The sequence below is a fragment of the Streptomyces sp. NPDC052701 genome (assembly GCF_040678355.1).
Taxonomy (GTDB): domain Bacteria; phylum Actinomycetota; class Actinomycetes; order Streptomycetales; family Streptomycetaceae; genus Streptomyces.
This window is the reverse complement of the sequence record NZ_JBFATO010000001.1, coordinates 176,672-189,968: the sequence shown is the minus strand read 5'-3', so window position 1 is coordinate 189,968 and position 13,297 is coordinate 176,672. Positions and strand designations below refer to the sequence as shown.

Below are 13,297 nucleotides of genomic sequence, written 5' to 3'. Positions count from 1 at the left end.
GCGGCCGGGCGCGGGTCAGACGGTGCCGGAGCGGCGGGCGGCGCGCCCGGAGATCTGCACGCGGTCGATGACGCCGGTGGTCCGGTCGCGGTGGAACAGGCCGCCGGGCTGCGGCCGGCCGGTGTCCGGGTCGACCAGGTCGCAGGTGAGGTCCTCGTAGCAGATCAGGGGGATCGGGCGGTCGCCGTCCACGGACAGCGTCAAGGAGCCGTCCGCGCCGAGGGTGATCCGGTACTCGCTCTGCCCGTTGCGGTAGGTGCCGGCGCAGTCGGGGAGGGGGACGGCGGGGCCCCGGCGCACGGGGGCGCAGACGGTGGGCACCCGCAGGCCGGTGAGGCGGGTGAGGTCGTCGGCGAGGTCCTGCCACAGGGCGGTCGCGCCGCTCGAGTTGCCGGTGAAGGCGACCACCACGCCGCTGTCCGGTTCCGCCCGCAGATGGCAGGAGGTGCCCTGGGCGTTGCCGTCGTGGCCGCACCACCACAGATCGTCCTGGCGGAACAGTGCCAGGCCCAGCCCCCAGGCGTCGGCCAGGCCGGCCGGGACGGCGCCCGGCTGCGGGCGGCGCATCTGCGCGGCGGCGTCGGCGGGCAGCGCGGCGGAGCGGCCGGTCAGGGCCCTGCCCAGCGTCAGCAGGTCCGCGGCGCTCGCCAGCAGGCCGCCGGCCGGTGCCTCCAGCGGCGCCAGGTTCTGGTGCGCCGGGATCAGCCGGCCGGAGGCGGTGTTGCGGGCGTGGCCGGAGGCGACCGGGCGGACGGGGAAGGTGTCGCCGAGGAAGGCGGGGACGGTGCCCAGGGGGTCCAGCAGCAGCGCCCGGACGGCCTCCTGCCAGGTCATGCCGGTCACCGCGGCCACCAGCCGGCCGGCGGCGACGTAGCCGGCGTTGGAGTACGAGAATCCGGTTCCGGGCGGGAAGAGCGCGTCGCGCGCGGTGCACACCGTCGACAGGTAGCGGGAGACGGTGGTGCCGGCGGCGGTGTCCGAGTCGGGCCCGGTGGGCAGGCCGGCGGTGTGACCGAGCAGCTGACGAACCGTCACCTCGGGTATGTGCCGTAATTCCGGCAGGAACACGGCGGCGGGCTCGTCCAGGTCGAGGTCGCCGTCGTCGGCCAGCAGCGCCACGGCGGCGGCGGTGTAGGTCTTGGTGAGGGACCCCAGGGGGACGGCCGTGCCCTCGGTCAGCGGGGTACCGGTGACGGCGTCGGCCGTGCCGGTGTGCACGCTCAGGACCTCGCGGCCGGTGTGCACGGCGAGTTGGGCGCCGGGCACCCGGTGGGTGCGGGCGAGGGCGTCCAGGCGGTACTGCAGCGTCTGGTGTGTCAGGAGCGGTCGCCGGTCGACGACCCGAGCGGCAGGGGTGTACGGCATGAGGGGGATCTCCCGTTGGTTGGGCTCATGGAAGGGACGCGCCGGCCGGCTGGCGGTGGGGGACGGGCCGGGGCGCGTCGGTGCGGGTGCTGCGTCGGTGCGGGTGACGTGTCGCGTTGCCGCCGGGCGGCCGCGGGTCTACGTCCTCTTGACCTCGACCGGCAGGTGGCGCACGCCGACGATGACGGCCGGGTTCTGGAAGGCGACGTCCGCGTAGGAGGGGACGGCGAGGTCGCGGAAACGTTCAGTCATCAGGCGGAACGCGATTCTGGCCTCCAGCCGGGCGAGCGGCGCGCCGAAGCAGAAGTGGATGCCGTGTCCGAAGGTCAGATGGGGATTGGGGCTGCGGCCCACGTCCAGCACGTCGGGCGCGGTGAAGCGGGCCGGATCGCGGTTGGCGGCGCCCAGGTGGGCCATCACCAGCGCGTCGGCGGGGAGCCGGTGGCCGCCGAGTTCGACGGGGCGGGTGACGCGGCGCCCGAGTTCGGGGAAGGGCGGCAGCCAGCGCAGCACTTCCTCCAGCGCGTCCGGCAGCCGGCCGGGATCGGCGCGCAGGGCGGTGAGCGTGCCGGGATGCCGGTCGAAGGTCACGACGGCGTTGCCGAGCAGTGCCGTGGTCGTGATGTGCCCGGCGACCAGCAGCAGGGCCACGAATCCGACCATCTCCTGGTCCGTCAGCCGGGCGCCGTCCACCTCCGCGGCGATCAGTCTGCTGGTGAGGTCCTCACCGGGATGGGCGCGGCGGTGGCGGATGTGGTCCAGCATGTAGCCGTTCATCTCACGCACGGTCGGGGCGATCGCCTCCAGCGCCCGCTCCAGGTCGGCCATGTCGGGCGCCTCGCCGAGCTGGTCGCCGCCGAACAGCACGCTCGCCCACTCCTGGAACAGCCGGTGGTCGCCGGCCGGTACGCCGAGCAGTTCGGCGATCACGATGATGGGGAGCGGATAGGCCAGCTCGTCGACCAGGTCGAAGCGGTCGCGGTCCTCGACGGCGTCCAGCAGACGCGCGCACACGGCCTCGATGCGCGGCTGCAGCCCCTGCACCACCCGCGGGGTGAACGCCTGGCTCACCAGGGTGCGGAGCTTGCGGTGCTCCGGCGGGTCCATGCCGACGAAGTTGCCCTGCCGGAAGGCCTCGAAGTCCTGCTGGGTGGGGGCGATCGCGGAGAGGTCCGAGGAGTACGTCGCCGGGTCGGCGAGTACCGCGGCGACGCCCTGGTGGTCGGTCACCTGCCACACGCCCTGGCCCTCGTCGTACCGCACGGGGCCGGTCTCGCGTATGGACCGCCACCGGTCGGCCAACGTGTCGAGGAGCAAGTGCTCCTCTGTCAGTCGGTCTCTGATCACCGAATCTCCCTCGTGATGGGCGTCTGGGCACAGCGAGGCCTTGCCGTGGAGCATCAGGGTGTGGGGGGTTGTGGCGGCGACACCGCGGGAGCGCTCCGCTCGCCGCCCGTGCGGGCGCCTTCGTGTCGTGACCGGCCGGGCGGTCCGGCGTCACGGACGGCGCGGCGGGCACCGCCGGCGTCCGCGCCGCCTCACGGGACCGGGCGACGGTGTCCGTCCGTCACCGGATCCGTACGTGCGAAGTCAACACGTCCGCACCGTCGCGCCGTGGCCGCTCACCCGGCCGGGCACGGACGGTGGCACCCTCATCGCGGCAGACCTAGCCGACATCAACACATCCCCCCTGTCGATCCTCCGCGCGGCCGCTGCGCACGGAGCCTTCCCCCAACAGGCCAACAGGCCGGTGAATACGAACAGTTGGCGAGCCGGACGAGGCCGGCTGCCCGATGACGGTAGACGAGGTTATACACATCGGACATGTCTTGTCCGATGCTTGCCCAAAGCGCATCCCGACGCCCTCGTCCCCGCCAAACGCGCGCCCAGTCTTCACGGTGGGTCACTTCATGGCAACCCCCCGAAGTCGAAGGGCGGCCGCCGTCGTGGCCCGCTCACGCGCTCACCAGGGCACCTCGGTGAGAGTGGTGCCGTGCAGCGGCAGTCCGGATCGGAGCACCGCCAGCGCGGGTGCCCGGCCGACGCGTCCTCAAACCCGCCGGTGCGCCGGTTCTTTCAGGCCGTGCCGTGCGGGACGGGTCCGCCGGGTACGGATCCGGCCCAGTCCGTGACGAGACGGGCCACGGTCTCCTGGTGCTCCGTCAGGAAGAAGTGCCCTCCCGGGAAGGTCCTCAGGAGGAAGTCCGCCGAGGTGTGCTCCTTCCACGCGGCGGCGTCCTCGGGCGTGGCCCTGCCGTCCCGGTCCCCCACGAGGCACAGGACGGGCAGGTCCACCACGGCGTGGTCCGTCGGGCGGTAGCGCGCGACCGCGCCGTAGTCGTTGCGCAGGACGGGCAGGAACAGCTCCACGAGGTCCGGGCTGCCGAGGATCTCGGCGTCGGTTCCGCCCAGTTCGGCCAGGTGGGCGAGGATCTCCCGGTCCGTGCCGCGGTGCACGTCGTCCCTGCGGCGCACCGACGGGGCGGGGCTGGCGGAGACGACCAGACGGCACGGTGCCCCCCGGTGGCCGGCGCCGAGCCGGCCCGCGGTCTCGAAGGCCACGCTCGCCCCCATGCTGTGCCCGAAGAGCACGAGCGGTGCGGGGCCGGCGGCGTACCGCCGGAGCACGGGCGCCAGGTGGTCGGCGAGACCTTCGACGGTCTCCACGAAAGGTTCGCCGAAACGCTCCTGCCGCCCGGGGTACTGGGCGGCCGAGACGTCGAAGTCCGCGGGGAAGTGCCGGGCGAGCGGCGCGAAGAAGGTGGCGGCGCCGCCGGCGTGCGGAAAGAAGACCACATGCGCCGCGGGCCGCCGCGTCCTGCGCAGTTCCCGAATCCAAGGGTTCTCCCCCACCATCCGCGCTCCCTCGTCCCTCTCGCCCGACGGCTTGCCGTTGACGGCCCGGGCGGCCGCCGCCCGGGCGGACGGTGTCCACACGGCGTACACGGCACAGGCCCCGCCCCGGCCACCGGCGACTGTAAGGCGCCTCGCCCCCGGCCGTCGAGTTCGGTCCGCGACCGGCCACTCACCCACGGTCGCGTCCGAAGCGCCCGGCCGGGGCTTCCCGGAGCCACCGGCGCCGACGCCGCCGGGCCCCCTCCTCGAAGGTTCCGCCCGGCGGCCGTGGGCCGTCGCGCCGCCCGCCGCGGACGTCGCCGTCGGCGATCGCGGAGTCCTGCGGACGTATGAAATCGGCCATCAGGTTGCACGGGAGCGCACGCCTTCGCATCCGTACGCCGTACGCGCCTCCCCTGGGGTGGCATGAGCCGGCGCATCGGGGGTACGCGAAGTCCCTTCACCGTGGCGTGGGGCCCGCGCGCTCCGGCCGGGCCGGTCGTGAGCGCGTTTCCCGTACGGCTCGCCGTGCGCGCCGAGCCGGCGGGCGGGAGATGTGTCCCCGGGACCCGTCGTCCCGCCGTGCGAGGAGGTGGTCGGCGTGTCCGACGGACAGTCGTCCGCGCGGGCGTCGGCAGCGGCCGGGCCGCCGCCCGGACGTCCGCTGCTGTCCCTGACGCTGACCTCGATGATGGACGAGGTGCACGCCCACTCCGGCGCGGTGTACGTGCTGGCGCCGGACCAGCCGGTGCTGCTGATGGCGGTGATGGCGGGGCTGCCCCGGGCCTTCGCCGCGCCGTGGGAGCGGGTCGGGCTGAACGCGCCCGTCCCGGTCGCCGACGCGGCGCGTGAGCGGCGGCTGGTCTGGGTCGGGGGCGAGGAGGAGATGGCGCGCCGCTATCCGCGCATCGCCGTGGTGCTGCCCTATCCGTTCGCGCTGGCCGCGGTGCCGCTGGTGACCGAGTCGGCCGCGTACGGCGCGGTGTTCGTGACCTGGCCCGGCTCGCATCCGCCGGAACTGTCCGACTGGGAGCGCGAGCACCTCCTGGCGGCCTGCGACCGGCTGGCGCTGCGGCTGGAGCGGGCCGCGCGGCGGGGCCGTCCGCTGATCCCCGAACCCGACCTGCTCGGCGGCCCGGCGGTGGGCGGCCTGGCCGGCACACCCGGCGCGGTGGAGGCCGCGCGGATGGTGGAGCGACTGCCGTACGGGCTGTGCTCGCTCGACCTGCACGGCCGGGTCGGCTTCGCCAGTCCCGCGGCGGCCGACCTGCTGGGCGTCCCGGTCACCCGGCTGCTCGGCACCCCGTTGTGGGTGTCCGTGCCGTGGCTGAACGATCCCGTCTACGAGGACCGCTATCGGGCCGCGCTGTTCAGCCAGCGCGCCACCTCGTTCACGGCGCTGCGCCCGCCCGGCGACTGGCTGTCGTTCCGGCTGTACCCGAGCACCACCGGGCTGAGCGTCCGCATCAGCAGGGCCCGGGCGGTGTCGGAGCTGAACCGCGCCCGGCCGCGCTTCGGCGGGGCGCCGTCTCCTCTGGTCACCATCACGCAGGTGCTGAGCCTGGCCGGTGCGCTGACCGAGGCGGTGGGCGTGCAGGACGTGGTGCAGCTGGTCGCCGACGAGGTCGCCCCGGCGGTGGGCAGCCGGGGCCTGGTCGTCCTGAGGCCGAGGGCGGGCCGGCTGCGGGTGCTGGGGCACCGCGGATACGCGGACCCGCACGCCGTGGAACGGTTCGACGGGACGCCCCTGGCCGAGCAGACCCCCGGCACGCAGGTGCTGCGGACCGGGGTGCCCGCCTTCTTCGAGTCGCCGGAGCACCTGGAGCACCTGTACCCGGGGCGGCGGGCCACCCGCGACGGCTTCGCGGCCTGGGCCTACCTGCCGTTGATCGCCTCCGGGCGGCCGGTGGGCACCTGCGTGCTCGCCTACGCCGAACCGCACACCTTCCCGGCGGAGGAGCGGGCGGTCCTCACCAGTCTGGCCGGGCTGATCGCCCAGGCGCTGGAGCGGGCACTGCTCTACGACACCAAGCACCGGCTCGCGCACGGCCTGCAGGAGGCGCTGCTGCCGCACTCGCTGCCGTCGCTGCCCGGCCTCGAGGCGGCCGCCCGCTACCTGCCGGCCACGCAGGGCATGGACATCGGCGGCGACTTCTACGACCTGGTGCCGGCCCAGGGGCTGGCGGCGGCGGTGATCGGCGACGTGCAGGGCCACAACGTGACGGCGGCCGGGCTGATGGGGCAGGTCCGCACCGCGGTACGCGCGTACACGGCCGTCGGGCAGTCTCCCCGGGAGGTCATGAGCAGCACCAACCGGCTGCTGATCGACCTGGACGCCGACCTCTTCGCCAGCTGCCTGTACCTGCGGCTCGACCCCGCCCGCGGGCGGGCCGTGATGTCCCGCGCGGGTCATCCGCCACCGCTGCTGAGGAGGGCGGACGGACGGGTGCGGGTGCTCGACCTGGCCGGTGGCCCGCTGCTGGGCGTCGACGGCTCGGCCGCGTATCCGACGGCCGAGGTGGACCTCGCTCCCGGCTGTCTGCTCGCCCTCTACACCGACGGACTGGTCGAGGCGCCCGGCGTCGACCTCGAGGACGCCGTCACCGGCCTGGGCCGGCGGCTGGCCGAGGCCGGGGACCTGCCGCTGGACGAGCTCGCCGACAGCCTCGTGCGGCAGGACCGGCGCGACACGGGCGGGGAGGAACGCCTCGACGACGTCGCGCTGCTGCTGATCAGGGCGCGCCCGCAGCCGTGACCCGGGCCGGCGGGCCCTGGTGCGGGACGGGCCGGCCCTTCCGCCGGAGGGCCGGCCCGGTCCACCGCCGGCCGGAACCACGGAGGAAGGCCGGACGGTGGCTGTGAATCCCGCTCACAGCGGCTCGGCTCTGTGAGCGGCGACGCCGTGTGAGCGGCGACGGGAGAGCCCGCGCCTGTGAAGGCGTTCACGGCGATCGGGTCCGTGTGGGCCGCGGCCACGTGCCCGGTCCGTGCATGCCGTCCCGGGATGCCGGCCGCGTGCGGGGCGCGTCCCGGTACGGGCCCGCGTCGGGGAGCGCCGTGGAGCGGCGTCCCCTTCTCTATGTCTCTATGTCTCTATGTCCTTCGGGCTCCCCCGCGTACAGCGGTCGCGGGCCCGTCGGCCGGACCTTCACACCGGACGGCCGGCACCGGACGATCACGACCGGCCCACCGATCCCGCCCACCGATCCCGTCCACCGGTCCGGCCCGCCGTGTCGCGATGGGCCGGATCGGTGGGGCGGCCGCCCGCGGACCGACACCGGTGCCGGTCCGCCAGGCCGGGTCAGCCCGTCCCGGTCAGGCCGGAGCCGTGCTCGGCGCCCTCGCCTGCTTCCCCGCCGGCCTCCGTGCCGTCACCGGCACCGGCACCGGCCTCGTCGTCTCCACCGCCGCCGACGCCCTGGCCGTTGCCCTGGCCGTTCCCGACGCCCTGGCCGTTCCCGGCGCCCTGGCCGTTGCCCGCGCCCTGGCCGTTGCCCGCGCCCTGGCCGTTGCCCTGCTCCCCGGCGCCGGCCTCCTCGCCGCCCGCCTGGTCCCCGGCACCGCCCGCCGCGCCGCCGGCGCCGAGGGTGGCACCGACCGCTTCCAGCGCGGTGGTGACCGGCTGGAAGAACGTCTCGCCGCCGGCCGTGCAGTCGCCGCTGCCGCCCGAGGTCAGGCCGATCGCGAGGCCGTCCCGGGTGAACAGGGAGCCGCCGCTGTCCCCGGGCTCGGCGCAGACGTTCGTCTGGATGAGGCCGGTGACGGTGCCCTCCGGGTAGTTCACGGTGGCGTCGAGTCCGAGCACCTGGCCGTCGGCGAGCCCGGTGGTGCTGCCCATCCGGAAGACCTCCTGGCCGACCGTGGCCTCGGCGGCCTCGGTGATCTGGACGGTCTGCTCGCCGAGATTGACCTCGCTGGGGGCCTGGGTGGCCGGGTCGTCGTACTTCACGAGTCCGAAGTCGCCCTCGCCGGGGAAGACCGACTGCTCGACGGTGCCGACCGGCGCGCCGCCCTGCGCGTCCGACCACTGCTGGGCCGCGGCCGTGCAGTGCCCCGCGGTCAGGAAGGCCGGGGAGCCGTCGCCCGCGGTGACGTTGAAGCCGAGCGAGCAGCGCGCGCCGCCGCCGAAGATGGCGTCGCCGCCGGAGGCGAAGGTCTTGAAGGTGCCCTGGGACTTCTTGATGGTCGCCATGCCGGAGCCGAGGCTCCGCACGGTGGACTCCAGCCGGTCCCACTCGGCGCCGGTGACCGTGCTGTCCGCGGTCACCAGGAGCTTGTTGGTGCGCGGGTCGATCGCCCACGAGGTGCCCGGGATGGTGGCCCGGGTCTTCAGGGTCCGCGCGCCGTCCTGGAGCTCGGACCAGCTGTGGTCGACCTCGCGGACCTGCGCGCCCGCCTTCTTCGCCTGCACGATCACGTTGTTGTCGTCACCCGGTACGACGTTGACGACGAGCTGCTGCCGGCCGGCGTCGTAGTAGGAGCCCGCGAACGCGTCGCCGAGGAGCCCGGCGAGCTGCGAGGCGAGATCCGAGGCGTCGCCCGCCTTCAGGGTCTTCGGCGCGGCCGCGGCGCCGCCCGACGCGCCGTCCTGGGACGCGTTGGCGTTCGGGAGCAGGATCGCGGCCGCGCCGAGCGCCACCACACCGCCCGCCGCTATCGCGGCCTTGCGCTTCGGGATTCGCTTGTGACTCAAACTTCTCGACCTCCTGGGGGGACCGGAGTGTGTGGGCCGCCGTTCGGCAGCTGTCGGGGGCGCCTGGACGGCTGTTGGTACGCACGGACCGTGCGGGGCGTTCAATTCCGTTTGCGGGCAAGCCGAACCGGGCGCGGAGCCGGCCGGTCCGGCGCGCCCGGCGGCCCGGCGGCCCGGCGGCGGGGAGGATCCCTCCACGGCGATGACCGGCGCCGAAGCCGGCGAGATCCTCTCCGCCCGCTCCGCCCCCCCTGGGCGCTCGGCCCACAACTGCCCGTCGAGGCGGTGGGCGAGGACCGCGCGCTGCTGCGACCGCCCTCCCGGGCCGGCCGGCCCGGGAGGGCGGCGCGCTGCCGGGGCAGGCCCCGCCGGCCGCGACCGGCACCGCGACGGCCGGCACCGCGTCGGCGGCGCGCGGCGGGTTCGTCCCGATGACGACGGCGCAGCGGTCGGCGCCCTTCCAGCCCGCGGTGACCGGTTCGGACGTCCTGATCGAGGCGGCGCCGGCCGAGCCGGACCACCGGAGGGCGTTCGCCTGCGTCTCCATGACCGCCGAGGAGCCGGGCCGGCCCGCGGCCCGCACGAGCACGGCGCACACCCTCCCGAGCAGACACGCTACGCATCCACAAAATGACGCTTCGTAGCGAGCACAGAGCGGAATCCCTGCTTCAGCGAATCTGCACACCGACTGCCCAACCCGGTCACGCCCGGCGGCGGACATCCGCGGGCGCGCGGTCCCGCTCACGCCTTTGGGGCGGGAGTGCCGGATTCGCCGTCGCGGCTTCGGGGAGCCGTGGGGGCCGATGCCGTGACGCATGTGAAGAAGTCGCCGACAAGGCGTGCGCGCACCTGCACCGTTGATGACCTTCGGTGCACAAACCCGCTGGTAGGGGGCTTGGTTGAGTGGAAGCGCGCACCCGCCGCGTGCTTTGATCCATCGCACCGCGGGGCCCGCTCAGGGCTTCCGGAGACGGGCGCCCGGCCCTGCGGTCGCGGCCTTCCGTCTGTCCCCAGAGGGGGCCGCTCTCCCCCTTGTGAAACAGCCATACGAAGGGAAGTTCCATCATGAACTCCACCCCCCAGGTCGAGACCGTCGAGATCTCCGACGCCGAGCTCGACAACGTCTCCGGCGGCCTGTCCGTGAACGCGGTCAACACCGTCGTCGCCGCGGTGGACGGCGTCGCCCCGGTTTCCGGCCTGGTGGACACGGCCGTCGGCACCGTCGAGGGTGTCACCGGCCTGAACACCGCCCCGGTCACCAACCTGGTCGCCGGTCTCTGATCGCGCCCCTGTGCCGTTGAAGTCCCGGAACCGCAGCCGGCGGTTCCGGGATTCTCGGATGCCGTAGAAGATTTCGTCACGGGTGAGGGAAGTCCCTTGCAGTTCCGCCAACAGGCCCTCGCCAGACTCCAGTCGCCGGAGGAGCTCGACCTGCCGGTGCGTTTCGCCCGCCCGCAGGGCTGGCTCGTGCTGTCGGTGACGGTGGTCGCGATGGCGGCCGCCTCGGTGTGGGCGGTGACCGGCTCGGTGGCCTCCACGATCGGCGCGCCCGCCGTCCTCACGCACGGGCAGGGCAGTTACGTCCTGCAGAGCCCGGTCGCGGGCCAGGTCACCGCGGTCCTCGCCGAACAGGGCGAGCGACTGCCCGCCGGGTCCCCCGTGCTGAAGGTCCGCACGGACCGGGGCGAGACGGTCGTCCGCTCGCTGGACGCGGGCCGCGTCTCCGCGCTCGCCGCCGCCGTCGGGCAGATCATCCGGACCGGCGCGGACGTCGCCGCCGTGGAGAAGGTCGCCCGCGCCGGGGACCCGCTGTACGCCACGGTGTACGTGCCCGCCGACAACGCCGCCGACGTCCCCGCCGGGGCCCCGGTGGACCTGACCGTGCAGTCGGTGCCGAGCCGGGAGTACGGCGTGCTGCGCGGCCGTGTGAAGTCCGTGGACCGTTCCCCGCAGTCCGCGCGGCAGATCGCCGCGTTCCTCGGCGACGCCCAGCTGGGCCGGCAGTTCACCGAGGAGGGCAGGCCGGTGGCCGTCACGGTCGAACTGGACAGGTCGTCCGCCACGAAGAGCGGTTACCGGTGGTCGTCCGCGGACGGACCGCCGTACGAACTGACCTCCATGACCCTGGCCACGGGTTCGATCCGGCTGGCCGACCAGCGCCCCGTCGATTGGCTGCTGCCGTGAGCGCCGCGCAGGAGACCCGGGGCGGACGCCGGGCGGCCCCGCCGAAGCGGAAGGTCCCCAAGGCCCGGGGCGGGACCGTCCGTACGCCGACCGTGCTGCAGATGGAGGCCGTCGAGTGCGGCGCCGCCTCCCTGGCGATGGTGCTCGGCCATTACGGCCGCCATGTCCCGCTGGAGGAGCTGCGCATCGCCTGCGGCGTCTCCCGGGACGGCTCGCGCGCCAGCAACCTCCTCAAGGCCGCCCGCAGTTACGGCCTGACGGCCAAGGGCATGCAGATGGACCTGGCCGCCCTCGCCGAGGTGACGGCGCCGGCCATCCTGTTCTGGGAGTTCAACCACTACGTCGTCTACGACGGGATGGGCCGCCGGTTCGGCCGCCGCGGGGTGTACGTCAACGACCCGGCCAAGGGCCGCCGTTTCGTGCCCCTGGAGGACTTCGACGGCAGTTTCACCGGTGTCGTGCTGGTGATGGAGCCCGGCGAGGACTTCACCAGGGGCGGCCGCAGGCCGGGCGTGCTCGGCGCGATGCCGGCCCGGCTGCGCGGCACCGCGGGCACCCTGCCCGCCGCGGTGCTGGCGAGCCTGCTGCTGGTGGCGGTCGGCGCGGCGGTGCCCGCGCTCAGCCGCACCTACATCGACGAGTTCCTGATCGGCGGCCGGACCTCGCTGCTGGGCGTGCTGTTCACGTCGATGGCGGCGTGCGTGCTGCTCACGATCGTGCTGACCTGGCTCCAGCAGGCGAACCTGCTGCGCGGCCGGATCATCTCCTCCACGCTCTCCAGCGCCCGCTTCCTGCGCCATCTGCTGCGGCTGCCGGTGACGTTCTTCGCCCAGCGCAGCCCGGCCGACCTGGTGCAGCGCCTGCAGTCCAACGACGCCGTGGCCGAGACGCTGGCCCGCGACCTGGCGGCGGCGGGCGTGGACGCGGTGGTGGTCGTGCTGTACGCCGTGCTGCTCTACACGTACGACCCGCAGCTCACCTTCGTCGGCATCGGCGTGGCGCTGCTGAACATCGTGGCGATGCGGGTCGTCGTACGGCTGCGGGCCACGCGCACGGCGAAGCTGCGCGCGGACACGGCCCGGCTCACCAACACCGCCTACACCGGCCTGCAGCTGATCGAGACGATGAAGGCGACCGGCGGCGAGGACGGCTACTTCCGCAAGTGGGCGGGGCAGCACGCCACCACCCTGGAGGAGCAGCAGCGGCTCGGCGTGCCGAGCGCCTGGCTGGGCGTGGTCGCGCCGACGCTCGCCACCCTCAACAGCGCGCTGATCCTGTGGATCGGCGGGATGCGCGCGGTCGAGGGGCACCTCTCGGTGGGCCTGCTGGTCGCCTTCCAGGCGCTGGTCGCGCGCTTCACCGCCCCGCTGACCCGGCTGAACGGCGTCGCGGGCCGCATCCAGGACTTCGCCGCCGACGTGGCCCGGCTGAAGGACGTGGAGAACTTCCGGACCGACCCGCTCTACGGCCGCCCCGGCTCCGGCGGGTCGACGCGCCGCCTGCACGGCCACGTCGAGCTGCAGAACATCACCTTCGGCTACAACCCGCTCGACAAGCCCCTGCTCAGCGGCTTCGACCTGACCGTCGGGCCGGGCGAGCAGGTCGCGCTGGTCGGCGGTTCGGGCAGCGGCAAGTCCACGGTGTCGCGGCTGATCTCGGGTCTGTACACGCCGTGGGAGGGCGTGATCCGCATCGACGGGCAGCGCATCGAGGACATCCCGCGCGGCGCGCTGGCCGCGTCCGTCTCCTTCGTCGACCAGGAGGTGTTCCTCTTCGAGGGCACGGTCCGCGACAACGTGGCGCTGTGGGACCCGTCGATCCCGGACGAGGCGGTGGTGGAGGCGCTGCGGGACGCCGTGCTGTACGACGTGATCACGCGCCGTCCGGGCGGCATCCACAGCAGGGTCGAGCAGGACGGCCGCAACTTCTCCGGCGGGCAGCGCCAGCGCCTGGAGATCGCCCGGGCCCTGGTCCGCAGGCCGAGCATCCTCGTGCTCGACGAGGTGACCAGCGCCCTGGACGCGGAGACCGAACGGGTCGTGATGGACAACCTGCGCAGGCGGGGCTGCGCCTGCGTGGTGATCGCGCACCGGCTCAGCACCGTGCGGGACAGCGACGAGATCGTCGTCCTGCAGCACGGCACGGTCGTGGAGCGCGGGCGGCACGAGGAGCTGGTGGCGCGCGGCGGGGCGTACGCGGCGCTGGTCAGGGAGCGGTGAG

Annotated in this window: 8 protein-coding genes; 4 read left to right on the top strand and 4 right to left on the bottom strand. The window is 74.3% G+C overall.

Annotated elements, in window-relative coordinates:
* Positions 1-15 precede the first annotated feature (15 nt).
* The 3 genes from AB0L29_RS00835 to AB0L29_RS00825 all read right to left on the bottom strand — a co-directional run bounded on the left by AB0L29_RS00835 (position 16) and on the right by AB0L29_RS00825 (position 4,302).
* On the bottom strand, positions 16-1,365 hold the full coding sequence (locus tag AB0L29_RS00835) for a serine hydrolase domain-containing protein (RefSeq protein WP_365821880.1): 1,350 nt from the start codon (positions 1,363-1,365) through the stop codon (positions 16-18).
* 138 nt (positions 1,366-1,503) lie between these two features.
* Complete coding sequence (locus AB0L29_RS00830) at positions 1,504-2,712, bottom strand: cytochrome P450 (protein ID WP_365821878.1); 1,209 nt, start codon at positions 2,710-2,712, stop codon at positions 1,504-1,506.
* A gap of 729 nt (positions 2,713-3,441) precedes the next feature.
* Positions 3,442-4,302 carry an alpha/beta fold hydrolase gene (locus AB0L29_RS00825; RefSeq protein ID WP_365821876.1) on the bottom strand — a complete coding sequence of 287 codons (861 nt, stop codon included), beginning with the start codon at positions 4,300-4,302 and terminating at the stop codon, positions 3,442-3,444.
* A 490-nt stretch (positions 4,303-4,792) separates the two neighbouring features.
* Between AB0L29_RS00825 and AB0L29_RS00820 the strand changes: the two genes are divergently transcribed.
* Positions 4,793-6,955, top strand: a complete 2,163-nt coding sequence (locus AB0L29_RS00820; RefSeq protein ID WP_365822663.1) for a SpoIIE family protein phosphatase — start codon at positions 4,793-4,795, stop codon at positions 6,953-6,955.
* A 546-nt stretch (positions 6,956-7,501) separates the two neighbouring features.
* On the opposite strand, the gene AB0L29_RS00815 is transcribed toward AB0L29_RS00820, so the two are convergent.
* Positions 7,502-8,893, bottom strand: a complete 1,392-nt coding sequence (locus AB0L29_RS00815) for a S1 family peptidase (protein WP_365821874.1) — start codon at positions 8,891-8,893, stop codon at positions 7,502-7,504.
* A gap of 1,065 nt (positions 8,894-9,958) precedes the next feature.
* Here AB0L29_RS00815 and AB0L29_RS00810 point away from each other — a divergent pair.
* From AB0L29_RS00810 to AB0L29_RS00800, 3 genes are all read left to right on the top strand, one after another.
* A complete protein-coding gene (locus tag AB0L29_RS00810; protein ID WP_365821872.1) occupies positions 9,959-10,174 on the top strand; it encodes a type A2 lantipeptide in 216 nt (71 codons plus the stop codon).
* A 96-nt stretch (positions 10,175-10,270) separates the two neighbouring features.
* Positions 10,271-11,077: an HlyD family efflux transporter periplasmic adaptor subunit gene (locus AB0L29_RS00805; RefSeq protein ID WP_365821871.1), complete on the top strand. Its 807-nt coding sequence runs from the start codon at positions 10,271-10,273 to the stop codon at positions 11,075-11,077.
* Positions 11,074-13,296, top strand: a complete 2,223-nt coding sequence (locus tag AB0L29_RS00800; protein ID WP_365821869.1) for an NHLP family bacteriocin export ABC transporter peptidase/permease/ATPase subunit — start codon at positions 11,074-11,076, stop codon at positions 13,294-13,296. The genes AB0L29_RS00805 and AB0L29_RS00800 overlap by 4 nt, the downstream gene beginning before the upstream one ends.
* Position 13,297: the final 1 nt, after the last annotated feature.

What these genes read in the sequence shown, in the direction of transcription:
- AB0L29_RS00835 (WP_365821880.1), bottom strand. Translation starts at nt 1,365, where the DNA reads ATGCCGTACACCCCTGCCGCTCGGGTCGTCGACCGGCGACCGCTCCTG.
- AB0L29_RS00810 (WP_365821872.1), top strand. Translation starts at nt 9,959, where the DNA reads ATGAACTCCACCCCCCAGGTCGAGACCGTCGAGATCTCCGACGCCGAG.